The sequence below is a fragment of the Ruegeria sp. YTSC004 genome (assembly GCF_059609805.1).
Window position 1 is genome coordinate 431,990 of sequence record NZ_JBXWMJ010000002.1, and the last position, 25,688, is coordinate 457,677.

At 57.3% G+C, this 25,688-nt stretch carries 21 protein-coding genes; 15 read left to right on the forward strand and 6 right to left on the reverse strand.

What is annotated here, in order from left to right:
* Positions 1–143: 143 nt before the first annotated feature.
* Together AC2FFP_RS05830 and AC2FFP_RS05835 are read left to right on the forward strand one after the other, a co-directional pair.
* Positions 144–1,310: an efflux RND transporter periplasmic adaptor subunit gene (locus AC2FFP_RS05830; protein WP_496722403.1), complete on the forward strand. Its 1,167-nt coding sequence runs from the start codon at positions 144–146 to the stop codon at positions 1,308–1,310.
* A gap of 3 nt (positions 1,311–1,313) precedes the next feature.
* Positions 1,314–4,451: an efflux RND transporter permease subunit gene (locus AC2FFP_RS05835; RefSeq protein ID WP_496722400.1), complete on the forward strand. Its 3,138-nt coding sequence runs from the start codon at positions 1,314–1,316 to the stop codon at positions 4,449–4,451.
* Between the two features lie 47 nt (positions 4,452–4,498).
* Here AC2FFP_RS05835 and glpD read toward each other — a convergent pair whose 3' ends face one another.
* Complete coding sequence (gene glpD / locus AC2FFP_RS05840) at positions 4,499–6,091, reverse strand: glycerol-3-phosphate dehydrogenase (protein WP_496776530.1); 1,593 nt, start codon at positions 6,089–6,091, stop codon at positions 4,499–4,501.
* Between the two features lie 193 nt (positions 6,092–6,284).
* Here glpD and AC2FFP_RS05845 point away from each other — a divergent pair, with 193 nt between their 5' ends.
* From AC2FFP_RS05845 to AC2FFP_RS05870, 6 genes are all read left to right on the forward strand, one after another.
* Complete coding sequence (locus AC2FFP_RS05845) at positions 6,285–7,046, forward strand: DeoR/GlpR family DNA-binding transcription regulator (RefSeq protein WP_496776528.1); 762 nt, start codon at positions 6,285–6,287, stop codon at positions 7,044–7,046.
* Between the two features lie 115 nt (positions 7,047–7,161).
* Positions 7,162–7,317, forward strand: coding sequence for a DUF5993 family protein (locus tag AC2FFP_RS05850; RefSeq protein ID WP_496766643.1), 156 nt, complete (start codon positions 7,162–7,164; stop codon positions 7,315–7,317).
* A gap of 9 nt (positions 7,318–7,326) precedes the next feature.
* The gene (locus tag AC2FFP_RS05855) at positions 7,327–7,896 is read left to right on the forward strand and encodes a disulfide bond formation protein B (protein ID WP_496880804.1); all 570 of its coding nucleotides are present in this window, start codon (positions 7,327–7,329) and stop codon (positions 7,894–7,896) included.
* A 34-nt stretch (positions 7,897–7,930) separates the two neighbouring features.
* Positions 7,931–8,293: a DUF3302 domain-containing protein gene (locus AC2FFP_RS05860; RefSeq protein ID WP_113788976.1), complete on the forward strand. Its 363-nt coding sequence runs from the start codon at positions 7,931–7,933 to the stop codon at positions 8,291–8,293.
* 21 nt (positions 8,294–8,314) lie between these two features.
* Positions 8,315–9,460, forward strand: coding sequence for an HlyD family secretion protein (locus AC2FFP_RS05865; protein ID WP_058273814.1), 1,146 nt, complete (start codon positions 8,315–8,317; stop codon positions 9,458–9,460).
* Between the two features lie 11 nt (positions 9,461–9,471).
* On the forward strand, positions 9,472–11,034 hold the full coding sequence (locus tag AC2FFP_RS05870; RefSeq protein WP_496843962.1) for an efflux transporter outer membrane subunit: 1,563 nt from the start codon (positions 9,472–9,474) through the stop codon (positions 11,032–11,034).
* A 3-nt stretch (positions 11,035–11,037) separates the two neighbouring features.
* Here the strand turns inward: AC2FFP_RS05870 and mprF are convergent, their stop codons facing one another.
* Entirely contained in the window at positions 11,038–13,647 is a 2,610-nt protein-coding gene (gene mprF, locus AC2FFP_RS05875; RefSeq protein WP_496880805.1) for a bifunctional lysylphosphatidylglycerol flippase/synthetase MprF, read from the reverse strand.
* A 98-nt stretch (positions 13,648–13,745) separates the two neighbouring features.
* Positions 13,746–14,174, reverse strand: coding sequence for an Lrp/AsnC family transcriptional regulator (locus AC2FFP_RS05880; RefSeq protein ID WP_496722388.1), 429 nt, complete (start codon positions 14,172–14,174; stop codon positions 13,746–13,748).
* 86 nt (positions 14,175–14,260) lie between these two features.
* Between AC2FFP_RS05880 and rocF the strand changes: the two genes are divergently transcribed.
* The 3 genes from rocF to ocd are packed head-to-tail and all read left to right on the forward strand — an operon-like array spanning position 14,261 to position 17,151.
* Entirely contained in the window at positions 14,261–15,181 is a 921-nt protein-coding gene (rocF, locus tag AC2FFP_RS05885; RefSeq protein WP_496766650.1) for an arginase, read from the forward strand.
* Positions 15,181–16,101: a citrulline utilization hydrolase CtlX gene (ctlX, locus tag AC2FFP_RS05890; protein ID WP_170557771.1), complete on the forward strand. Its 921-nt coding sequence runs from the start codon at positions 15,181–15,183 to the stop codon at positions 16,099–16,101. Before rocF ends, ctlX begins: the two co-directional genes overlap by 1 nt.
* Positions 16,102–16,107: 6 nt before the next feature.
* Positions 16,108–17,151: an ornithine cyclodeaminase gene (gene ocd / locus AC2FFP_RS05895; RefSeq protein ID WP_496766652.1), complete on the forward strand. Its 1,044-nt coding sequence runs from the start codon at positions 16,108–16,110 to the stop codon at positions 17,149–17,151.
* Between the two features lie 52 nt (positions 17,152–17,203).
* Here the strand turns inward: ocd and AC2FFP_RS05900 are convergent, their stop codons facing one another.
* From AC2FFP_RS05900 to dctP, 3 genes are all read right to left on the reverse strand, one after another.
* Positions 17,204–18,607 carry a TRAP transporter large permease gene (locus AC2FFP_RS05900; RefSeq protein WP_058273820.1) on the reverse strand — a complete coding sequence of 468 codons (1,404 nt, stop codon included), beginning with the start codon at positions 18,605–18,607 and terminating at the stop codon, positions 17,204–17,206.
* Positions 18,608–18,610: 3 nt separating this feature from the next.
* Positions 18,611–19,240, reverse strand: a complete 630-nt coding sequence (locus AC2FFP_RS05905; protein WP_496880806.1) for a TRAP transporter small permease — start codon at positions 19,238–19,240, stop codon at positions 18,611–18,613.
* 63 nt (positions 19,241–19,303) lie between these two features.
* On the reverse strand, positions 19,304–20,320 hold the full coding sequence (dctP, locus tag AC2FFP_RS05910; protein ID WP_058273822.1) for a TRAP transporter substrate-binding protein DctP: 1,017 nt from the start codon (positions 20,318–20,320) through the stop codon (positions 19,304–19,306).
* 427 nt (positions 20,321–20,747) lie between these two features.
* Here dctP and acs point away from each other — a divergent pair, with 427 nt between their 5' ends.
* From acs to AC2FFP_RS05930, 4 genes are all read left to right on the forward strand, one after another.
* Positions 20,748–22,712 (forward strand): acetate--CoA ligase, encoded by a 1,965-nt coding sequence (acs, locus tag AC2FFP_RS05915; protein ID WP_496776512.1) that lies wholly within the window; start codon positions 20,748–20,750, stop codon positions 22,710–22,712.
* A gap of 7 nt (positions 22,713–22,719) precedes the next feature.
* Positions 22,720–23,403: an adenylate kinase gene (locus AC2FFP_RS05920; protein WP_496776507.1), complete on the forward strand. Its 684-nt coding sequence runs from the start codon at positions 22,720–22,722 to the stop codon at positions 23,401–23,403.
* A gap of 185 nt (positions 23,404–23,588) precedes the next feature.
* On the forward strand, positions 23,589–23,873 hold the full coding sequence (locus AC2FFP_RS05925) for a DUF4212 domain-containing protein (RefSeq protein WP_496722375.1): 285 nt from the start codon (positions 23,589–23,591) through the stop codon (positions 23,871–23,873).
* 5 nt (positions 23,874–23,878) lie between these two features.
* Complete coding sequence (locus AC2FFP_RS05930) at positions 23,879–25,663, forward strand: sodium:solute symporter family protein (protein WP_058273825.1); 1,785 nt, start codon at positions 23,879–23,881, stop codon at positions 25,661–25,663.
* The last annotated feature ends 25 nt before the right edge of the window (positions 25,664–25,688 follow it).

The following is a 25,688-nucleotide window of genomic DNA, read 5'->3' on the forward strand; positions in this document are numbered from 1 at the left end:
TCCGGGCACACCACCCAGCTGACGCATTCAAGAAGCTTGAGATAAAGTTCCAAAACGGCCATCCTGCCAAGAAATCAGCACGACTCGTCGAGGCAACAGAGCTGCCCCGGCGCAATATCCTTAGGTCTAATGAGGCGCCCGCCATGTCCCTTGCATTAAAGAATTCATTTTTTCGACACAGAGGTCCGGTCTTGGCCATCGCGGCACTGACCAGTTTGGGCGCCTCGTTCACGGCGCTGGCCCAGGATCAAAGCGACGCGCCGCCGCCGAAAGTGTCTATTGCAGCGGCCTATACTGAAGAAATTACCGATGAGGCCGTGTTCATCGGGCGCGCCGAGGCCATTAACAAGGTGGATATTGTCGCCCGCGTGAACGGCTTTCTTGAAACTCAGGATGTGGAAGACGGCGCGCTTGTCAAAAAAGACGACCTGTTGTTCACCATCGAACCCGATCTTTATGAGGCGACCCTGGAGGCCCGGAAAGCCGATCTGGACCGGGCCGAGGCCAATCTGGAGCTTGCCAAGGTCGATCTGGCCCGAAAGGAAGAGCTGTACAAACGCGATGCCACCCCGGAGTCCGAGCGTGACATCGCCCGCGCCAATGAACTGGTCGCCGAGGCCGAGGTCAAGGCCGCTCACGCTGCCATCCAACAAGCAGAGTTGGACCTGAGCTATACCGAAATCCACGCGCCGTTTGACGGGCGGATTGGGCGCGTAGAAACCAGCGTAGGTGACGTTGTCGGACCAACAAACCCCCCGCTCGTCAACCTGGTAAGCGAAGCCCCTATCTATGTAAATTTCTCGCTGAACGAAAAACAATTCACCTCGGTCCTCGAACAGGTTGGAGAGAGCGCAGCTTCACTGGCTGAAAGCAACAAAAGCCCGAATGTGCACCTCACCTTGCCCAACGGAACCAAGCTGGACGAAACAGGCGAGATCGTTTTTGTAGATAACCGCATCGACCCGCTGACAGGCGCAATTACTATGCGTGCCGAGTTCCCCAACGCGGACCGGTTCATCATCGACGGACAATTTCTGAGCGTTCAGATCGAAGCACTGGAGCCCACCCTTCAGGTGCTGGTCCCTCAGGCCGCATTGCAACGCGATCAGCGCGGCGAGTTCGTGCTGGTGGTGAATGACAAGCAGATGGTCGAACAGCGCTATATCACAACTGGCGACGTGGTTGGGACCGCGATTATTGTGACAGATGGTCTGCGCGAAGGTGAAAGCGTGATCGTTGAGGGCCTGCAGCGGGTTCGCCCGGGCGTTGCGGTGGATGCCGTCGTCGCCTCTGAACAGCCGGGAGAATAACGGATGTTCTCAGCCCTGTTCATTAGCCGGCCCAAGCTGGCGCTTGTTATTTCGCTTGTCCTGACGATCATGGGCGGCATCGGCTATTTGGTTCTGCCGGTCGCTCAGTTCCCGGACATTACGCCACCGGTGGTCAGCGTGACGACCACCTACACTGGCGCCAACGCCGAAACCGTGGAAAACACCGTCGCCGCCCCGATCGAGGCGCAGGTCAACGGTGTAGACGACATGATCTACATGACGTCGACTTCGGCAGACAACGGATCCTATTCGCTGAACGTCACATTCGAAGTAGGCACTGACCCGGATATCGCCTCAGTCAACGTGCAGAACCGAGTGGCTCAGGCCATGTCATCCCTGCCCTCCGAGGTAACCTCGTCAGGTGTGGTCACACAAAAAGCATCCACCAACATGCTGTTGCTGGTGACGCTGACCTCACCGAATGAGACGTATGACAGTGTCTTTCTATCAAACTATGCTTCGATCAACCTGAAGGACGCGCTGGCGCGTGTTCAGGGTGTGGGTAAAGCCGACGTTCTGACCAATCTTGAATACGCCATGCGGATCTGGATGGACCCGGATCAGATGGCTGCTTTGTCCATCACACCCGGTGACGTGATCAATGCAATTCGGGAACAAAACGTCGAAGTTTCGGCCGGTTCTATCGGCGCTCCTCCGGTCCCGGAAGGGCAGACCTTTCAATACACGATCAAAACCAAGGGCCGCCTAACCTCGGCCGCAGAGTTCGGCGACATTGTCATCCGGACTGGGGATGCCGGTTCAATCGTACGGGTCAAGGACATCGCGCGGGTCGAGCTGGGCGCGGAGTACTATGCGGCCTCGGGCTATTTTGACAGTGTCCCGGCGACGGTAATCGGTATCTACCAGGCCCCTGGCGCGAACGCGCTGGCCGTGTCGGACCGAGTAGAGGCCGAGCTTGAGCGGTTGTCACGTACCTTCCCGACGGATGTGGAATACGCTGTTCCATTCAACACGACGGACTTTGTAAATCAGTCGCTGAATGACGTGGTCACGACCCTGATCTTGACCTTCATCCTTGTGATTTCGGTGGTGTTTGTTTTCCTTGGAAGCTGGCGCGCGACGATCATTCCAGCGGTTGCGATCCCCGTCTCGTTGATCGGGACCTTTGCGTTCCTGCTGCTGTTTGGCATGTCGCTGAACACGATCTCATTGTTCGCTTTGGTGCTGGCCATCGGCATCGTGGTTGATGACGCGATTGTTGTGGTTGAAAACGTCGAACGGATTATCGCAGACGAAGGCCTTCCCCCTGCCGAGGCGACGCGCAAAGCCATGGGGCAGATCACCGGTCCGGTGATTGCGACAACGCTGGTTCTGTTGGCGGTGTTCGTACCCGTCACCTTTATGCCCGGCATCTCGGGGCGGCTTTATTCGCAGTTCGCTGTGACGATCTCGACCGCTGTTGTGATCTCGTCGATCAACGCGTTGACGCTGTCGCCTGCGTTGTGCGGGTTGGTGTTGAAGGCGCGATCCGGCCCACCCAAAGGGCTGTTGGCAGTGTTCGAGAACTTCATCGGTGGTGTTCGCAGTGGCTATGTCGCCATAGTCCGGAAACTACTGATCCTGCCTATCGTTGGTCTGGGCATCATCGTGGCGCTGGCCATGGGTACGGGCACAATCATGTCCAACACCTCAAGCGGCTTCCTTCCACTTGAAGACAACGGATATCTGTTCGTGGATGTGCAACTGCCAGACGCTGCGACGTTGGAACGGACCGAAGCGGTCACTGCACGTGTCGACACACAGATCCAACAGATCCCCGGCGTCGCAAGCACAGTTCTGATCAACGGCTTCTCGATCCTGAACGGCACAACGACAAACGGCGCCGCGATCTTTGTGAACCTCGACAACTGGGATGAACGGAAAGAGGATGACCTGAGCGCTGACGCGATCCTGCAGAAAGTACTGGCGATAGCCTATGGTGAATCCGCTGCATCGATCATCGCGTTCAACCCACCACCCATTCAAGGCTTGGGCAACTCGGCTGGCGTCGAGATGGAGGTGCAGCAGACCGGAGGCGGTACGCCTCAGGATCTGGCCTCGGCGGTTGGGTCGTTCGTCTATGCGGCTAACCAACGTCCTGAAATCGGTCAGGCCTATACCACTTTCCGGGCCAACGTTCCTCAGTTGTTCGTGGATCTGGACCGCGAAAAGGCCAAGACGCTGCAAGTGTCCGTGGCCGAGGTGTTCCAGACGATGCAGGCGCAGTTGGGGTCATACTATGTGAACGACTTCAACCTGTTCGGACGTGTGTATCGCGTGATGATCCAGGCCGACGGTTCATATCGTGATAATGTCGACGATATCGCGAACCTGTATGTGCGATCGACCAAGGGTGAGATGGTGCCGTTGGGTACGCTCATCGATGTCGAAAACGTACTGGGTCCGGTCTTGCTGAAACGTCACAACCTGTTCCGTTCGGCGACCGTAACGGCGGTTCCGGCCCCTGGGTTATCCACCGGTGACGCGATTAATGTCATGACCGAGGAATCCACGACTGCCCTGCCCCCGGGCTATGCCTTTGAATGGACCGGTACTGCACAACAGCAATTGGCGACCGGTGGTCTGGTGGTCGTCATCCTCGGGCTGGCGATCCTGTTCGGCTACCTCTTCCTTGTGGGGCAATACGAGAGTTGGACCTTGCCCGTGTCGATCCTGCTATCGGTGATCGTCGCCTTGTTCGGGGCGGTGGCGGCCGTGGCCATCGTGGGCAGCGACATCAACCTCTATACGCAGATCGGGATGATCATGCTTGTGGGGCTGGCCTCAAAGAACGGCATTCTGATCGTTGAATTCGCGATGGAACAACGCGCCAAGGGGTTGTCGGTCAAAGACGCCGCAGCCGAGGCCGCTTATCAGCGTTTCCGTGCGGTAATGATGACGGCCCTGTCCTTCCTGTTGGGTGTTGTGCCGCTTCTGGCGGCCAGCGGCGCGGGTGCCGCCAGTCAGAAGGCCATCGGTGTCGCCGTGTTCGGCGGGATGCTGGCAGCCACTTTGGTCGGCGTGATCCTAGTGCCGGTCCTATACGCCTTGCTGCAAGGGATGCGGGAATGGATCAAGGGAACCAAGGATGATCCGGGCTCATCAGAAGAGGCCGCGTGATCCAAAACAAAAGCCCCGCCAAACTGGCGGGGCTTTTACTTTTTTGGTCAGGCGTTCACTACGACGGGTTCGGTTTTGCGATCCATCCAGCCTTGAATGCCGGCGATTTGCTCGGCACTTAACCGCAGGCCCATCTTGTTTCGGCGCCAAACAACATCTTCAGCCGTGCGCGCATATTCTTTGTCCATCAGCCACGCCAATTCCCGTGCGGTTAGCGTCGCGCCGAAGTCCTCGCCCAGATCCGATGCGGACTTGGCATCGCTCAAAATTGTCTTGGCCTCAGTGCCATAGGCGCGAACCAGTCGTTGCGCCCAGACACGATCCAGAAACGGGTAGTCGGCCGACAGTGCCTCGACCAAATCCGGTACGCCACCAACTGGAAAATCGCCGCCCGGAAGCGAAACGCCTGCAGTCCAGGGGCCGGGAAGATCGGGGAAATGCTCTGACACTTTGTCCATCGCACTCTCGGCAAGACGCCGATAGGTGGTGATCTTGCCGCCAAAGACATTCAGCACTGGCGCCCCACCCTGCGCGTCAACTTTTAGTGTATAATCCCGCGTTGCCGCGGTGGCGCTGCTGGCCCCGTCGTCATACAGCGGACGCACACCGGAATAGGTCCACGCGATGTCATCGCGCGTAACCGGTTTTTGGAAATACTTCGAGGCAAACGCGCACAGATAGTCCTGCTCTGTCTCCGTACAGGTCGGGGGCTCTGCTGGGTCTGGGTGATCCTGATCCGTTGTGCCGATCAGCGTAAAATCGCGCTCATACGGAATGGAGAAAATGATGCGCCCGTCTTCACCTTGGAAGAAATAGCACTTGTCGTGATCATAAAGCTTAGGCGTCACGATATGGCTGCCGCGCACCAATCGCACACCTTCACGAGAGTTGATGTGGATCTTGGTCTGGATGATGTCCCCAACCCAAGGTCCACCTGCGTTGATTAGCATTTTAGCCTGCACCGTCTGCGTGTCGCCGCTGTGCTTATCGCGGATGGTAATTTCCCACAGATCATCGACGCGTTTGGCCGCCAGAACTTCGGTCCGCACCAGAATATTCGCCCCACGTGCCTCGGCATCGCGGGCATTCAGCACAACCAGCCGTGAATCCTCAATCCAACAATCGGAATACTCGTAGCCTGTGTGAAACTTGTCCTGCAGCGGCCTGCCTTCCGGCGCGCTTTGCAAATCCAGTGAGCTTGTCCCCGGCAGGATTTTGCGCCCCCCAAGATGGTCATACATAAACAGGCCCAGACGGATCAACCACGCCGGGCGCCGTCCCTTCATCCAAGGCATTACTGTGCTGAGAAGTCGCGATGTCGGCGTTTCAGAATCGAACCGCATATCCTTGTGATACGGCAACACGAACCGCATCGGCCAGCTGATATGCGGCATTGCCCGCAGCAGGGTTTCACGCTCGATCAACGCCTCGCGCACCAGACGGAATTCAAAGTACTCCAGATACCGCAGGCCGCCATGAAACAGCTTGGTCGAGGCCGAAGACGTCGCCGAGGCAAGATCGTTCATCTCGGCCAATGTCACGGACAATCCGCGCCCGGCCGCATCGCGCGCTATTCCGCACCCGTTAATCCCACCACCAATGATGAAAAGGTCCGTGACCTTGTCCGTGTGCCGTTCCATGTCCGGATGATTCTCTTTGTTTGAAAAACCGGGCTCATTAACCCGATGAACGCGCGTTTCGTCAACGTTTACTTTCGTTTATTTTCGTTTTATCACCACAAATCGAAGTGTTTCAAGTGTGTGGTCGATCAGATCTCTTGGAAACCCTTCGAAATTAGAACAAAAACGAACACACACCGTTTCGGAGCCGACCATGTCCCTTTCCTTTCGTCAGTCAGACATTCTGAACATCGCCAGACAGGATGGCCGTGTGATGGTGGATGACCTGGCCGCTCAGTTCGGGGTCACGGTTCAGACCATTCGCCGCGACCTGTCTGAGCTGGCGGATCTGGGGAAGCTGGACCGGGTTCATGGCGGGGCCGTCATTCGCTCAGGCGTTTCCAATATTGGCTATGAGGATCGCCGGGCCCTGAACGATGAGGCCAAGGCGCACATTGCGTCGGCCTGCGCCCTAGACATCCCGGACGGCGCGTCGGTTTTCATGAATATCGGGACCTCGACCGAGGCGGTTGCGCGCCAATTGGTGAACCACAAGAACCTGATGGTCGTCACAAACAACATGAATGTCGCCAATATTCTGGCCGAGAACACCGATTGCGAAATCGTCGTCGCGGGTGGTGTCCTGCGCAGATCGGATGGCGGGCTGGTCGGCAATCTGACGGTCGCAACCATCCGGCACTTCAAATTCGACTATGCGGTCATCGGCTGCTCGGCACTTGATGCCGATGGCGACCTACTGGATTTCGATTTTCAAGAGGTCCAGGTCAGCCAAACGATCCTGGCCCAGACACGGCGCACCTTTCTTGTGGCCGATCATTCAAAGTTTCAGCGTGCAGCCCCCGCGCGTATCACTTCATTGGCTGAGATCGACACGTTCTACACGGACCGGCCTCTGACGGACCGCCTAAGCAAGAGGTGTCAGGCGTGGAAGACCGACCTTCGCGTGTGCCAATAGCCCCCTAAGCAGTTCTCCTAAAAGGTGAACTGGGTAAGAGTTTTCTTGCCAGACCTCCCAGTGCCTGACAGTATCGCGATATTGCGGTCGTTGCACGGAAGGGGAGAACCGGGCCATGATAGCGCTTTTATTTGCGTTACTTACAGCCACCATGGGGCTGAATTATTTTCAACAAACAACGGCAGCCAATGCGCTGTTTTTCTTCACGCTGGCGTTGAGTGTGTACTGGCTGAAATTCCACGCCACCAGCCAATTGACCATCCAGTTGTAGGGGGCGGTGATGACACCAGAACTGTCCCGAACCCTGAACGCCATGGGCATGCTGGCCGTCAGTCTGGTGCTGCTTTTGGCCTTTGTTTACCAACTGACGCTTTACGAACTGCCCTACCCGCTTTGCCTGCTGCAGCGCGTCGGCTTTGTCGCCGTGGGCGTTGGGCTGGGGTTGAACCTGCTATACGGCGCGCGGCCGCAGCACTATGCTTTGATGTTAATCGCAGCGCTTTATGGCGGCAGCGTTTCTGTCCGCCAGATCCTTCTGCATATCGTTCCCGGCACGGGTCATTACGGCTCGCCCGTGTTAGGGCTGCACTACTATACGTGGGCGGCCATTTGCTTTTTCCTGATCCTGTTGGGCACCGCGGTTATGCTGCTGTTTGATCGCCAATACGCTGACGACACTTCGGAGCAGCCGCGGTTTGGCGGAAGCACACTGGCCAAAACAGCCTTTTTTGTCATGTTTGGTTTGGCTGTTCTGAACGCCGGCTCGACACTGCTTGAATGTGGTCCTGGCATTTGCGCTGACCCGCCAACCACCTACAAAGTGATTGACGAACTGGGCTCCAACAATTGAGGATGGGAAAACCTTCCCGAACGGAGGCACGAAGATGGGGTTACTTGGGCAGCCGCTTGGCTACTATGACTACCTGACATTTGTTGCGTTGATCTTGCTGCTGGCCGCCGTCATGGCGCTGTTTCTATTCGTGATGGGATTGCCCGGCCGCATCGCAATTAAACGCAACCACCCTCATGCCGAGGCGATAAAGATCATGGGATGGATGGGGTTTCTCGCCATCGTACCCTGGGTCCATGCCTTCATCTGGGCGTTCCACGATGGAACGGTGGTCGATATCCGCCGTATGCCCGATGATGAGCGTGAGGCGGTTCGCAAAGAAATCAAGCGCTTGGGTGGTGAGTTGACGGAAGAATACCGTGACCCGCTGGATCCGGAAGAGACGCAAAAGAGCTAAGGCCAAAGGAAACTACAAAATATGTTTGTCGCCCTCGGCATTACGCTTTTCTACATCATTTTCGTCTGGCTTATTTTCTTCAAGTTCCAGTGGCTGAAGTTCAACATCATGTGGGGCATCGTATCCTTCTGGGTCGGTGCGCACCTGCTGTTGATCTTCCTTGTCGCCCTTCGGTTCTTTCAGCCGTTCTCTATCGACAGCCACGTGGTCCGCTCGACCATCCAGATCGTCCCACGGCTGACCGAACCGACGATATTGACTGAGGTACTGGTCGAGCCAAATACCGAAGTCACAAAGGGCGATCCACTGTATCGGTTCGACGATACTGTGTTCGCGCTTGAAGTTGAGGAAGCCACAGCGCAACTGGTCGCGGCCGAGCAGAACGCCAAGATCCTTGAACAGGACGTCATTGCCGCAGGGGAAGCCATTGAGCGTGCCAACGCTCAACTTGCCTACGCACAGACGCAGCAAGCCCGATACGAAAATCTTGTACCCGCAGGTGGTGCGCGTCAGGACGAGCTGGATCGCTGGAACGAACAGGTGACCGAGGATCAGGCTCAGGTCAAAGAGGCCACGGCCAATCTGGAAAAGGCGCAACTGGCGCTGGATTCCCAGATTGACGGCGTGAACACCGGCATCCTTCAGGCGCAGGCGCAATTAGACAAGGCCCAGTACTTCCTGGACAACACAACAATCTACGCCCCCGAAGACGGCATGATCGTGTCCCAACAAGCCCGTCCCGGTCTGGTCGTCGGCGATATTCGCCTGGGCGCCATTGCCAGCTTTGTCACCAAGGATAACCCTTACATTCTTGCAACCTACCGTCAGCAGAACCTGAAATTTGTCGAGGTCGGCCAACCCGTTGAGGTAGCCCTTGATCTGTATCCGGGTGAAATCCTGACCGGCAAGGTCGAGGCAATCTGGTGGGCAACCCGACAAGGTCAGTACTTGCCGTCTGGCCGCCTGCCGGGGTTTGAGCTGCCAAAACTGCCCGGACGCATTGCCGTGCAAATCTCGGTCGATATCCCGGACGGGCACACCTTCCCTGCCGGTGGTCACGCGGCCGTGGCGATTTATACCGGTCAGGGCAAAAGCTTTGAGTTCCTAAGGCGGATCAACATTCGTCTCTATTCCTTCGCCAACTTCATTCGACCACTGGATATTTAAGGACGCAAATGATGACCCGGGCCAGACTTTACCGCCGACTGATGGGTACAGCCCTATGCGCCGCCCTTCTGGTCGGTTGTGCGCCAGTTGGCCCAGACTTCGTGCGCCCAAGCTCTCCGGTCGTGAAGCAGTGGATTGAGGTCAACACCCCAAGCACTGGTCAAAGCGGTCTGACCTCGCGCAGCGCTCCGGTGGTGAAATGGTGGCAGACCTTCAACGACCCCACCCTCAATAAATTGATCGCCGAGGCCTACGCCCAGAACCTTGACCTGCAGGTCGCCGGTGCCCGCGTCTTGCAAGCGCGCGCGCAGTTGGGCATCGCGTTCGGCGAGCTCTATCCCCAATCGCAGGCCATCGGTGCATCCATTGAACGCCGTCAGGTCAGCGACAACCTCGGACCGATTTCCGATATCCGCCGGATCATTCCGTTGGACACCGAGTTTTCGACCTCGCAGGTCGGCTTTGATGCCCAATGGGAACTGGACGTGTGGGGCCAGCAACGTCGTGGCGTTCAGGCCGCGCGATCCAATCTGGCGCTGCAAGTGGCCAACTATGACGACGCGCTTGTCACCCTGACCGGCGATGTTGCGGCGCTTTATGTCAACATTCGCGCCTTGCAGGAGTCGCTAGCCGTGGCGCGCGACAACATCAAGCTGCAACAGGAATCAGCGGACCTGACCCAATTGCGATTTGAAAATGGCGTGACAACCGAGCTGGACGTACAGGAATCCACGGCCCTGTTGAATAATACCAAGGCCTTGGTGCCAGAGATTGAAAGTGATCTACAACAGGCCAAAAATGCTTTGGCCGTGCTGTTGGGAACCACGCCGTCCCGCATGACCAGCCTACTAGGCAATTCCGGGCGGATCCCCTCTGCGCGTACGAATGTGTCCGTCGGTGTCCCCGCCGAGCTTCTGCGCCGCCGCCCAGACGTTCGCGCAGCCGAGTTGGCAGCGGCCACGCAATCAGCGCAGGTCGGGATCGCTTTGGCCGACCTTTATCCGCAATTTATCCTGTCAGGTGCTATTGGCCTGCAAGCCTCGGGCGGGCAAGATCTGTTTTCAGCAGGCAGCAACACCGGGCTCGCGAATGCCGGTGTGGTCTGGAACGTGCTGAACTATGGCCGGATCAAAAACAACGTCCGCGCGCAGGATGCGGCCTATCAGGCGTTGATCGCCAATTACCAGAACACTGTCCTGACCGCCTATTCCGAGGTTGAAAGCGCCATGGTGGCCTATGCCCAATCTCGCAAGCAAGTTGGCTTCTATGAAAAAAGCGTCGCGGCTTCGCGCAAAGCGGCTGATATCGCCATCGACCAGTATCGGGACGGTATCGCAAGCTATTCGCGTATCCTGAACACCCAAACAGCCCTGTTGCGATCACAAGCCAATCTGATTCAGGCCCGCCAGCAGGTGTCCAGCAATCTGGTTGCGGTTTACAAGGGATTGGGTGGCGGCTGGCAGATCCGGCAGAACCAAGAATTCCTACCAGAAACCGTTCTGGCCGAAATGGCATATCGCACAGATTGGGGCGATCTTCTGGAGAAAACCCCAACCCGTGCCAGTCTGAACTGAGTGTTACTTCGTCAGCCCGCGCAAACCGCCTGAAATCAGGATGTTCACCTCGTACAGAATACGTGGTGCTGCCAGACCACCGGGGCTGGCGAGGTAATTCGGGCTCCACTCCGGATCGAACTTCTGCTTGAAAGATCGCAGCCCTTCGAAGTGATAGAACTGCTCGCCGTGCTCATATAGGAACCCGCCGACGCGGTTCCAGAAAGACGCCAGTTGCCGGTTCTCTATTCCCGAAAACGGCGCCGCCCCCAGCGAGAACCAATGGAACCCCTGCTCTGCCCCCCAGGTCATCATCTCGGCAAACAAGGCGTCCATGATAAAGTTTGACCCGTCCGGCTCATACCGCATCAGGTCCAACGACAATTCGGACTTGTTCCCGCCTTGGAAGAGGTTGGCGAAGGCGACGATCTTTCCCGTATCTGCCTTCTTCAGCACCGCGAAATCGAAATAGGACAGGTATTCATCGTCAAACCCGCCCAAGGCGAACCCCTTCTCCTCGCCCGCCTTATGCTCCAGCCAATCGTCTGAAATCTTGCGCAGTTCGGGCAACACAGGGCCCACGTTTTCCTTCGGTATAATCTCGAACACATACCCTTCGCGTTCGGCCCGGTTCTTGGCCTGACGGAACCGCTTGCGAGATTTGCCGTCCAGCGAGAAATCCTTCAACGGCACGCGCGCGACCTCTCCGATCTTCAGAATAGACAGGCCCAGATCCAGAAACGTCGGCAAGTACTTAGTCGATACGCTGTAGAAGGCGCACAATTTGCCCTCGCGGTCCGCCATTTCGCGCAGTTGCCAGATCAGTTGCTTTCCGGCGGTTTCATCCCCAACCGGTTCCCCCTTGGTGATCAGCGCATTGCCTGTGTCGGCATAAGCCAGAAATGCGTCATCGTCCGGTGAAATCAAGAATTGCTTGTCGCCGGTCAGTGAAATCTGCGACTCGGTGTCTTCGCTTGCCATGACCAGACGTTCAACAACCTCGGGGATCTCCGTCCGGACCGGTTCCGGAACCTCGCGCCCGAACAAAGAATTCACGGCCACCACACCAAGAATAACCGCCACCACAAGGCTGGATCGCAAAAAGCGCGAGGCGTCACCGTTCCATGCGAACTCCCACCACAAGGCGTTCTGGTACTCGACATGCGAATAGGAAAACAGCCCGACCCAAAAGACGACCAGAAGCAAGGCGACCACGCTGACCAGCCACGGGATGTTCAGACGGAATATCGAGGCCCCGCTGACCCGGTAAAACGCTCCGCGAAACGTGGCCAGCAAGGCGATAGTGCCCAACATGCTGATCGCTTCGTGCGTATCCAGACCCTTGGCCAGCGATGCGACGAACCCGGCAACCATCAGCAGCATGGCCACTATCCATGCGCGATACAGCTTGCGGAACAGGCCGCGTGACACAAGGATCAGCAACACTCCAACAGCGCTGCCGGCAAGATGCGAAGCTTCAACGAAGGACAAAGGCAGAAAGTCCCGCAATGCGCTAAGGTTCTCGCTGCCTGCAGGCAACGCCCCGGACACCAGCAGAATGACGCCCGCCACAGCTGCGACACCGGCCGCGACCATCGGCACAATCGGACGGATCACGCGGTAAACCCACGTGGCGGCTCCGCTGATGTGATGTCGGTGCGTCAGGGCCGAAGCCACCGCGATGGACAGCGTCGCAATGGCGAACGGCAGGAAGGTATAAATCAACCGGTAAAGCAACAGGGCCGCGATCACATCAGACCGCCCCGAGGCCCCTAGCCCGGCGATCAAAGTCGCCTCAAATGCGCCAATCCCACCCGGAGCGTGGCTGAGAATTCCGACTGCAATGGCGCCAATGTAAATGGTGAAGAAGAACGGAAACCCGACCCCAAGGTCATCCGGCATTAAAACATACAGCGTCATGGACGCCCCAAACAGGTCGCCCACAGCCGCCAGCGTCAGCAATCCCGGCAACTTGCCGCCCGGCAGATTGAAACCCAAACCACCGGTGGCCAGTCTGCGTCCGCCCTTGGACAGCCAAGTGAACAGCGTTGCGAAACCCACAAGCAGGCACAGTCCCATCACGGTTTCGACGGTGTCACTTATGGGCAGAACTTTGGACACTCCATCCGGATGAAAGGTTAGCAACCCACCCAGAAGCAGAATGAAACCTGACCAGAATGCTATCCAGGATGTGGCAATCACCCCCGCAACCCGACCTAGATCAAGACCCAGGGACGCATAGATCCGATACCGGATCGCCGTGCCAGTAATGTAGGAAAACCCAAGGCAATTGGACACGGCGTAGCCACAGGCGCCAGCCATGCCTGCGACAGGCAAAGGGACCTCGCCATCTGCCACACTTTGCACGGCAAACACATCGTAAAGTGACAGTGACAAAAAGCTGACTGCCGTCCAGCACAGGGCGAAAAACATCAGTTTCCACGATGTGTTCGCGACGTCCGTTTTTACATCGGCCCATTTGACGTGCGAAGACAGTTCATGAAGGACAGTCAGGGCAATAAGGGTAACCAGAATCGGTATCGCGATTCGGACTACGGGCTTTTCAAGAAATCCCGATACCCGCTCGGCCAGGCGCACAGCCCAGAGTTCTTCGGCATTTTCATGAGTTGACATGCTTTGTCCCTGCTCTCAGGCGCGATCACACTCTGAACAATCGAAACGCGCAGGCCGACTTTCGCACAATTTCGTTCTAGCTCAAAGCGCTACGGGCGTCAGACCCGACCTTTGCGCGTGGACAGCAACAGGTTAGTCTCGGATTTGGTTATCCCTTCCATGCGCCGGATCTGGAACAAAACCTCGTCCAGTTCGGCCAGGGTTTCGGTCCAGATTTCGGCGATCAGATCCCAGCTGCCGTTCGTGGAGTGAACCGCGCGCACCTGTCGCATAGCAGCAATACGAGCCATCGTACGTTCAGTCCCACGGCCCTCGATTTCCAACATCATCAGCCCGCGCACCGGGCTCTGCGCGACGTCCTGTCGGGTGAGGACGGTGAACCCAACAATTTCACCAGACTGTTTGAGCCGTTGCAGGCGGCTGCGGACAGTGGTGCGGGTTACCCCCAGCGTTTCGGCGAGTTCGGATAGCGATGCTCGTGCGTCGCGGTGCAATGCACTCAGCAGTCTACTATCCAAATCGTCCATAACCACTTCCCATTTCGCTTATCCGAATGTCATTTTGAACATTTTGCTGCCTTTTCGCAAGCCATCATGAGGGTCTAGATAGTCATATGGATACGCAAAATGTAATATTGGTTGGCGCACCGATGGACGCAGGCAAGCGTCGTCAGGGCTGCCGCATGGGCCCGGACGCCTATCGGGTGGCCGGTCTGGAACAAGCTCTAACTGACCTCGGACACCAAGTGTCTGATATTGGAAATGTCAGCGCCGATCCGTCAGATGTACCGGAGCATCCCCACCTTGTGGCCCTGCCCGAGTGCGTCGGTTGGACCAGCGCTCTGAGCCGCTCCGCACAGGAAACCGCGCCGAACGGACTGCCGATTTTTATGGGCGGCGATCACGCCTTGTCCATGGGCACAGTTGCCGGGATGGCAGCACATGCCGACGGGATCGGGCGACCTCTGTTCGTACTTTGGCTGGACGCTCATAGCGATTTTCATACACCCGACAGCACGGGCAGTGGCAACCTGCACGGTACACCGGTTGCTTATTTCACGGGGCAACCCGGATTTGACGCCTTCCCTACGCTGGCTGCCCCGGTCCCAACGGATCGAGTAGGCATGATCGGCCTGCGATCAGTGGACCCGGCTGAACGTGCACGACTGGAACAGGATCAGGCCATGCTGGCAGACATGCGCAGCATTGACGAGCACGGCATCAAAGCGCCGCTGATCGCGTTCCTCGACCGTGTCCGCGCGGCAAATGGCATTCTTCACGTATCTCTGGATGTTGATTTCCTCGACCCCTCGATCGCCCCCGCTGTCGGTACAACCGTTCCCGGTGGCGCAACCGAACGCGAAGCTCATCTGGCGATGGAGCTGCTGCATGAAAGCGGGCTCGTCTGTTCGCTGGATCTGGTCGAGTTGAACCCATTCCTTGATGAGCGTGGGCGTACCGCAAAGCTGATGGTCGACTTGGCCGCGTCCCTGCTTGGCCGTCGCATCTTCGACCGCCCGACCCGGAGTTTCTGATGAATTCCCTGCAATCTCCTTCCGCTGTCGTCATGGTTCGACCGCACGAGTTTGTGTCGAACCCAGAGACTCGCCATGACAATGCGTTTCAGACACTGGCACACCGATCCGCCGAAGCGACTTCAGCAGCCGCGCGCGATGAACATGATCGCGCAGTCGAGCAACTGCGCGATGCAGGCGTCACAGTTCATGTATTTGATGATCACGGTCAACAGAACACGCCGGACAGTGTCTTTCCCAACAACTGGTTCTCGACACATCCCGGCGGGCACGTTGCGATCTATCCGATGTTTGTTCCGTCGCGTCGACGCGAACGCCGCACAGATGTTATCGAGTTGCTGAAACAGGAATACCGCGTTCAGGACGTGATCGATTATTCGGGGCTGGAACAGGACGATCTCGCACTGGAAGGTACCGGAGCAATGGTTCTCGATCACGTCGGCCGCATCGCTTACACGGTCAAGTCAAACCGCGCTGATCCCGTTTTGTTGGAGCGGTTCTGCACGAACTTCAACTACGAACCCATCGCGTTCGAAGCTAGGGACGACGCAGGCCGAGACGTTTATCACACCAATGTCCTGATGGGGATCGGCACACATTATGCACTGATCTGCCTCGACATGATCATCGATGCCGAACGCCGCGCGACCGTACAGGCGCGATTGGAAGAATCCGGTCGCACCGTAATCGATCTGTCCCATGACCAGATCGCAGATTTTGCCGGAAACACCATCGAGCTTAGTGGTCGTGATGGGCTCGTGCTGGCTCTTTCCAGTCGCGCCAAAGATGCGCTGACACCCCAACAGACCGACATTATCGAAGACAGCGCCACTCTGCTGCCATTGTCAGTTCCAACCATAGAAACAGCCGGAGGATCAGTGCGTTGCATGATCGCCGGTATCCACCTTTCCCGCCGATAGGAGACCATGATGCAACCTTCCGACAAGGCGCTTGTGCCCTTTGTATCCGTCGACAACATGATGCGGCTGGTGCACCACATCGGGCTTGAAAAGATGATCACTCAGATCGCAGCTCAGATTGAATCCGACTTCAAACGCTGGGAGAGCTTTGACAAAACCCCCCGCATCCCGGCCCACTCACCCCATGGCGTGATTGAGCTGATGCCGACTTCGGATGGCGAGGCCTACGGGTTCAAGTACGTCAACGGCCACCCGAAGAACACGTCCGAGGGCCTGCAGACCGTCACCGCCTTCGGCCTGCTGGCTGACGTTTACACCGGCTACCCGACCCTGTTGACCGAGATGACGATGCTGACCGCGCTACGCACCGCCGCGACGTCAGCATTGGTGGGCAGTTACCTGGCCCCGAAAAACTCGCGCGTCATGGCGATGATCGGCAACGGCGCGCAGTCTGAATTCCAATGTTTGGCGTTCAAGGCCATGTGTGGAATTGACACCGTACGTATGTATGACACCGATCACGCAGCGACCGAGAAATGTGCAGCGAACCTCAAGAACACCGGACTGACAGTTGTGTTATGCAAAACACCTGAAGATGCCATCGAGGGCGCGCAGATCATCACCACCTGCACAGCGGATAAGAAATATGCCACTATCCTTACCGACAACATGGTTGGACCGGGCGTGCATATCAACGCCATTGGCGGAGACTGTCCCGGCAAGACCGAGTTGCACCGAGACATCCTTCTGCGGTCTGAGATCTTTGTCGAATACCCCGAGCAAACTCGTATCGAAGGCGAGATTCAGGCGTTGGATGACGATCATCCGGTGACCGAGATGTGGCAGGTGATGACAGGTCAGGCCAAGGGGCGCCAAGATGACCACCAGATCACGCTGTTTGACAGCGTCGGCTTCGCGATCGAGGATTTCTCTGCGCTGCGCTACATCCAGTCCGCCATCGAAGGCACTGATTTCTTTGAACCTTTGGACATGCTGGCCGATCCGGATGATCCACGGGATCTGTATGGGATGCTGATGCGGGCGAGCTGAAGAACCCGCACTTCACGTCGACTGGCCCCCGGTTCACCACCGGGGGCTTTTTCTACCCGGCCAATGACGGCAGGTAGAGTACGATACCGGGAAACGCCACGAGCAGCGCGATCGTTACGCCGTCGGCGATGAAGAACGGCGTAACGCCTTTGAACACGTCCTGAACGCTCAGATCCGGACGCACGCCTGCCACCACGAAACAATTCAGACCAATAGGCGGCGTGATCAGGCAAAACTCGGCCATTTTCACGACCAGAATACCGAACCATATCGCACACATCGGACCTGACATGCCAAAGGCGCTTTCTGCGGCGCTGACCGTCTCGCCCCCGTTCAGGGCCATGACCGCCGGGTAGACCACTGGCAGCGTTAGCAACAGCATGCCGATAGCGTCCATGAACATGCCCAAGACGGCGTAGGCCAGCAGGATACAGATCAGGATCAGCATCGGCGACATTTCCAACGAAGTGATCCAGTCCGAAAACGCGCCTGGAAGATCCGCAAACCCCAGAAACCGTACGTAGATCAGCACCCCCCAGATGATCGTGAAGATCATGGCCGTCAGTTTGGCGGTTTCCAGCAGCGCCGATTTCAGCTCGGGCCACCGCATCCCGTGGAAAAGGGCGAAACAGAAGACGATGAAGGCACCGATAGCCCCGCCTTCGGTTGGAGTGCCCCAAGCCTTTTCTCCAAACGGGTTATAGACAAAGCAAATGATGATCAGGATTACGGCGACAATCGGAAACGCGCCCGGCAGCGACGCAAAACGCTGCTTCCAGGTGAAGCCTGTTACCGGTGGACCAACGTTTTTGAACACAACCGCGATGCCGACGATCAGCAGACCGTACACAACGGCCGAAAATGCACCGGGGATAAACCCGGCAAGCAGCAGTTTGCCCACATCCTGTTCCACGATGATCGCATAGATCACAAGGATCGCGGATGGCGGGATAAGGGATGCAAGTGTACCGCCCGCTGCGACCACTCCGGCTGCGAATTGCTTGTTGTAACCGACTTTCAGCATCTCGGGGATAGCGATCCGGGCGAACACAGCCGAGGTCGCCACCGACGCGCCAGAAACGGCCGCGAACCCGGCTGTGGCGAACACAGTCGAAACCGCGAGCCCTCCGGGCACCCACGCAACCCAACGTTTAGCGGCCTCGAACAACGCGCGAGTCAGCCCTGCGTAATAGGCCAGATAACCGATCAAGATAAAGGTGGGGATCAGGCTGAGTGTATGGGCCGCAACCTTGGAATGGGGCACCTGCCCCGCCGTCTTGACCGCGACGGTTAATGCTTTGCCGAAGCGATCAGGATCGTATCCAAACTTGGCCCAGAAAATCCAAACCAACCCGACCAGCCCCGCAAGAGCCGCCGCGAAGGCCACGCGCATTCCGGTCACAACCAGAACCAGTAGGCCACCCGTGACCCACAGGCCAATTTCAATCGAGTCCATGCGCTAGTCCTGCCCTTCGAATTGCTCGGCCTCGGCAGCGGCCTGAGCGGCCGCATCCTGTATCAGTGGAACGGCTACGGGGCTTTCGGCCCCTACGATCAGCGCGCGACCATATCCCCAGACCTGAAGCAGCAACCGCAAGCAGAGCACCGAGAACGCCACAGGTGCCAGCAATTTGGCCGGCCAAAGCGGGATGCCGATGTCGATCGAACTGTCGCGGCTCCACATAGGAGCGCCAAAGTCGAACGAGCGGTCAAAATGGGACCAGCTGCCCCACACTAAAGCCAACATCAGCAGAAGGATCAGAAGGACCGAGATTAGCTCGAACAACCAAAGTGCCCGCCCGTGCAGACGTGAGATGACAATATCCATCCGGATATGACCGCCATCGCGCTGAACATATGAAATGCCCAGAAATGCAATCAGCGGCATCGCCTGTTCGATCCAGTCGACATATCCCGGCAAAGGTGCGTTAATCGCATTGCGTCCGCTGACCGAGACCACCGCCAGAACCATAAGACTGAACACGGCAAGGCCGCTGATCAGAGCCAGAAACCGCTCTAACCTCAACAACTTACGGTCCAAAGAACTCAGGAGGCTGTTGTCTTCAAGCACCGTGGCCTGTCCTGCCATTGCGGTGTTCCCCTGTATTTTTATTGGTGTCCGGATGCCCCGATGGGCACCCGGATTTTGTGCTTAGTTACCGCTGCGTTGCTGTTCCAGCGTGGACTGGACTAGATCATACAGGTCCTGCGCAGGAATACCCTGAGCGGACATATCCTCAATCCACTGTGCCCGGATGGGATCGGCAGCTTTGGTGCGGAACTCTGCGATTACCGCATCATCGATCTGTACCTTTGCGACGCCCTTTTCGTCCAAAACACTGTCCCACTGATCCAGCAGCGATCCATAATTGGCCAGATAGTGATCAATCGCTTCGTCGATCGAACTGTCCAGTGCCTCGCGATGCTCAGCTGGCAGTGCCTCATAGGCATCGATATTGACCACAACCGGGCAATTCACAGTGCCGGGGTTCAGGTTGGCCGTCCACCAATCCGCTTCGTTGATCGTGCCAAAAGACAGGTGCGCGTGCTGAGCAAAGGCAACCGTGTCAACGACACCGGACTCCATTGCGTTAAAGGCCTCGGTTGCAGGAACCGAGGTCGGAACACCGCCGACCGCTTCGAATGCCTTGCCCAGACCACCTGTGGCGCGGACACGCATGCCTTCGAACTCGGCAAGTTCGTCACGCGGGTCGCCGGTTCCGACGATGTTGTACTGCGGCATGGGCGAGGTCATGATGATACGCGCATTCCACTGCGCCATCTCATCCTTAACGGCAGGGTGATCGTAAACCGCGTGGCTGACGGCAACTTCCTCATCCAGATTGTTCACGCCCAGGAACGGCAGTTCCAGAACGGTGATCGCGCGGTTTTTGTCGCGATGATATCCGGCACAGAACTGAGCCATCTCAAACGCGCCAATTTCGATTCCATCCAGATTTTCGCGCGGCTTGGACAGGCCGCCATAGCTGACATTGATGGTGAAATCGCCGTTTGTCTTTTCGCTGACCAACTCAGACAGTTTCTCAACATGCTCGGTGAACGCACGACGTTTGCCCCAGACCGAAGCATTCCATTCAGTTGCGGCTGCCTCGGACACGAACGCAACACACAAGGCGGCCACAGCAGAGCCGCTCAAAATCTTTTTCATACTGATTTCTCCCTTTGCTGCACCCCCTTACCGAGGCGCTTGCGGTCAAAGCTAGCGCCAACATCGGAATGTGCCAACCCCCGGTCAGCATTCATGGCCAGTAAGGAATGGCACCGTTGAGCGCTAACAACCGAAAGGTGAGTCTCAGATGCAATTTAGTTGTAATCGGGCGGTTTATTTCTACACAATTTTTCATTACAGCCAAAGCTATGTAAAAACACCACTATTCCCAACGATGATCTCTTTCTTTACAAAACCACTTCGGGCCAAAAAAATAATTTACAAACTAATCGTGATAAATCGGTAATTTATTTCCTTGTTTTCAGCTCTCCGTATTATTGCGCATAAGGAGGAAACAGATCGACATCGCCAGTTCAGCAGGCAAAATCGGTCTGATTCAATATGATCCAGAGGGAGGAGCCTCAGAATGACAACCGCTGCCCAGGCAGAAGCCAATACCTTTCCGCCGTCCGCCGAAACCGTGGCCCGCACGCATGTTAACGCTGAAAAATACACTGAGATGTATGCGGCTTCGATCAACGATCCCGTTGCGTTCTGGGACGAACAAGGCAAGCGGATCGACTGGATCAAGCCCTACACACAAGTCAAAGATGTAAACTATGATTTCGGCTCGGTCGGAATCAACTGGTACGCAGACGGCACGCTGAACGTTTCGGCCAACTGTTTGGACCGTCACCTGAAAACCCGCGGCGATCAGACGGCGATCATCTGGGAGCCGGATGATCCAAAAGACGAAGCGCAGCACATCACCTATGCTGAGTTGCACCGCCGGACCTGCCGGATGGCAAACATTCTGGAATCGCTGGGCGTGCGTAAGGGCGACCGCGTCGTGATCTATATGCCGATGATCCCCGAGGCCGCTTATGCCATGCTGGCCTGCGCGCGTATTGGCGCGATCCATTCGATCGTCTTTGCGGGATTCTCACCCGACGCTCTGGCGGCGCGCGTCAATGGCTGCGACGCAAAGGTTGTCATCACCGCCGACGAGGCCCCTCGAGGCGGCCGCAAGACTGCGCTGAAATCCAATGCGGATGCTGCTCTTCTGCACTGCAAAGACACAGTGAAATGCCTGTTGGTCAAGCGCACCGGTGGTCAGACCACATGGATCGACGGCCGCGACTACGACTATAACGAAATGGCGCTTGAGGCGGACGACTATTGTGCACCCGCTGAGATGAGCGCAGAAGATCCGCTGTTCATCCTCTACACCTCAGGCTCGACCGGACAACCCAAGGGTGTGGTACATACCACTGGCGGCTATCTGGTATTCGCATCGCTGACCCATGAGATCACCTTCGATTACCACGAGGGCGATGTGTATTGGTGCACGGCTGACGTGGGCTGGGTCACAGGCCACAGCTATATCGTCTACGGCCCGCTTGCCAACGGCGCGACTACATTGATGTTCGAAGGTGTCCCTACCTACCCCGACGCAGGCCGTTTCTGGGAGGTGTGCGCCAAGCACAAGGTCAACCAGTTCTACACCGCACCAACCGCGATCCGCGCGTTGATGGGGCAAGGCAACGAGTGGGTCGAAAAGCATGATCTGAGCGACCTGAAACTACTGGGCACCGTGGGCGAACCGATCAACCCTGAAGCCTGGAACTGGTACAATGAGGTGGTCGGCAAAGGAAATTGCCCCATCGTTGACACGTGGTGGCAGACCGAGACCGGTGGTCATCTGATGACTCCCCTGCCCGGAGCACACGCGATGAAGCCTGGTGCCGCGATGAAGCCTTTCTTTGGCATTCAACCGGTCGTGTTGGACCCGCAGTCTGGTGTCGAGATCACCGGAAACGGTGTCGAAGGTGTTCTGTGTATCAAAGACAGCTGGCCCGGCCAGATGCGCACCGTCTGGGGTGATCATGAACGATTCGAGAAGACCTATTTCTCGGATTACAAAGGCTACTACTTTACCGGGGACGGCTGCCGTCGTGACGAGGATGGTGATTACTGGATCACTGGCCGGGTTGACGACGTGATCAACGTCTCGGGCCACCGCATGGGCACAGCCGAGGTCGAAAGCGCTCTGGTCGCGCACGGCGCGGTCGCTGAAGCTGCTGTAGTTGGCTATCCCCATGAAATCAAAGGACAAGGCATCTATTGCTATGTCACTCTGATGAATGACCGTGAGCCGTCGGATGAGTTACTGAAAGAGCTGCGCACATGGGTCCGGACCGAGATCGGCCCGATTGCATCGCCTGACGTGATCCAGTGGGCTCCTGGTCTGCCCAAGACCCGCTCGGGAAAGATCATGCGCCGTATCCTGCGCAAGATTGCCGAGAACGACTTTGGCGCATTGGGTGACACGTCTACGCTTGCCGATCCGTCGGTGGTCGAAGACCTGATCGAAAACCGTGCGAACAAGTGAGGATGTGATGGACGCTGCCACGATCACCACACCCGCTGTTCTGATCCTTCTCGGCCCTCCGGGTGCCGGGAAGGGAACACAGGCCCGTATGCTTGAAGACAAGTTCGGGCTGGTTCAACTCAGCACCGGCGACCTGTTGCGTGCGGCTGTCGCCTCAGGAACTGAGGCCGGCAAGGCCGCTAAGGCGGTGATGGAAGCCGGCGATCTGGTCAGCGACGAGATCGTCATTGCCATTTTGCGCGACCGTCTTGCTGAACCGGATTGCGCCAAGGGCGTCATTCTTGACGGCTTTCCACGCACAACGGTTCAGGCCGAGGCGCTGGACGGATTGCTGTCGGAAACCGGGCAGAAGATCAACGCCGCCATCAGTCTTGAGGTTGAGGACGGCGAAATGGTTATCCGTATCTCGGGCCGCTACACCTGCGCCGGATGTGGCGAAGGGTTCCATGACACGTTCAAGGTCCCTGTTGTTAAAGGCAAGTGTGACAAGTGCGGCAGCACCGAGTTCAAGCGCCGTGCTGATGACAACGCCGAAACCGTCGCCTCGCGGCTGGCTGCGTATCACGCGCAAACCGCGCCTTTGATTACTTATTACCAAGACCACGGCGTTCTAAAAGGCCTGAACGCCATGGGCAATATCGATGACATCGCGGGCAATCTGGAAAGGATTGTCAGCGACGCCATGAACTAAGGGAAGACGGCCCGCCCTGAATAAGGGCCCAATTCCTAAAGGAAAACTTCAAAGTACCCGCCTTGGCGGATCGGAGAAGTCGTGCCTGATGCCACCCTGGCATTCGGCATTTCGAAAAGCGACCCCGCGCGTTGGAGGTTTTGGACAACGGGTCGCCCATGGAAGAAGCGAAGGAGGAACCCGCAATGGCGGATCAATCAACACACTCCGCGCAGACTGCCGAGGCCGACAAGGGCTATTGGCAGGCGAACCTGCGTCTCATCTACATCAGCCTCGTGATCTGGGCGCTGGTGTCTTTTGGATTCGGCATTCTGCTGCGTCCATTGCTGTCCGGCATCGCCGTTGGCGGCACCGATCTGGGCTTTTGGTTCGCTCAGCAAGGATCGATCTTGGTCTTTTTGGTGCTGATCTTCAACTACGCCTGGCGCATGAACAAGCTGGACGCCGAATACGGCGTGGATGAGGAGTAAGCGGAATGGACCAGTTTACCATCAACCTGCTCTTTGTCGGCGCGTCCTTTGCGCTGTACATCGGCATCGCGATCTGGGCCCGTGCGGGTTCCACATCGGAATTTTACGCCGCCGGTCGCGGCATTCACCCAGTCACCAACGGCATGGCAACAGCGGCAGACTGGATGTCTGCGGCCTCGTTCATTTCGATGGCGGGCCTGATTGCCTTTACCGGCTATGACAATTCGACCTTCCTGATGGGTTGGACTGGCGGTTACGTGCTGCTGGCACTGCTGCTTGCGCCCTATCTGCGTAAGTTTGGCAAATACACTGTCTCGGAATTCATCGGCGACCGTTTCTACAGCCAGACCGCGCGTATCGTTGCAGTGATCTGTCTGATCGTTGCATCGGTGACTTACGTGATTGGTCAGATGACCGGTGTGGGCGTGGCCTTTGGCCGCTTCCTCGAAGTATCGAACACCTCTGGTCTGCTGATCGGTGCTTGTGTCGTGTTTGCTTACGCAGTGTTCGGTGGGATGAAAGGCGTGACCTACACTCAGGTCGCACAGTACTGCGTACTGATCACTGCCTACACAATCCCGGCGATCTTCATCTCGCTGCAGCTGACCGGCACGCCGGTTCCGGCGCTGGGTCTGTTCAGCGATACTGCCAGTGGTGAGCCTTTGCTGACCAAGCTTGACGCGATCGTGACCGAGCTGGGCTTTAACGAATACACTGCCCACCACTCGAACACACTGAACATGGTTCTGTTCACACTGTCGCTGATGATCGGCACCGCCGGTCTGCCGCACGTGATCATGCGCTTCTTCACCGTACCGAAAGTGTCGGATGCCCGCTGGTCCGCTGGCTGGACGCTGGTCTTCATCGCTCTGCTGTATCTGACCGCCCCTGCGGTTGGCGCAATGGCGCGTCTGAACATCACCGACATGATGTGGCCCAATGGTGGCATCGAAGGTGGCGCTGTCTCGGTCGAGGATATCGACAATGATCCGCGCTATGACTGGATGCAGACGTGGCAGAAAACCGGTCTGTTGGACTGGGAAGACAAGAACGGCGACGGCAAGATCCAGTACTACAACGACAAGAACGCCGACATGCAGGCACTTGCCGAAGAAAAAGGCTGGGTCGGAAACGAGCTGACCAAGTTCAACCGCGACATTCTGGTTCTGGCCAACCCCGAGATTGCCAACCTGCCGGGTTGGGTGATCGGTCTGGTCGCTGCCGGTGGTCTTGCGGCTGCTCTGTCGACCGCTGCGGGTCTGTTGCTGGCGATCTCGTCGGCGGTATCCCACGACCTTGTCAAAGGTGCGATCAACCCGCAAATCTCTGAAAAAGGAGAACTGCTGGCTGCTCGTATCGCCATGGCCGTGGCCATCGTTGTCGCAACCTATCTGGGTCTGAACCCACCGGGCTTTGCGGCGCAAACCGTGGCCCTGGCGTTTGGTCTGGCGGCTGCCTCGATCTTCCCGGCGCTGATGATGGGGATCTTCTCGACCCGTATCAACAACACCGGTGCTGTCGCAGGTATGCTGGCTGGTCTGACCGTAACCCTGGTCTACATCTTCCTGCACAAGGGCTGGCTGTTCATTCCGGGCACCAACTCGTTCACTGATGCTGATCCGCTCCTGGGTCCGATCAAGTCGACCTCGTTCGGCGCCATCGGTGCAATGATCAACTTCGGCGTCGCTTACGTCGTCGCCGGAATGACCAAAGAGACTCCGCCGGAGATCGTTGAATTGGTCGAAAGCGTCCGCATTCCCCGTGGCGCTGGCGCAGCTCAGAACAAGTGAGCATGATGCGGCATAAGGTTAACTT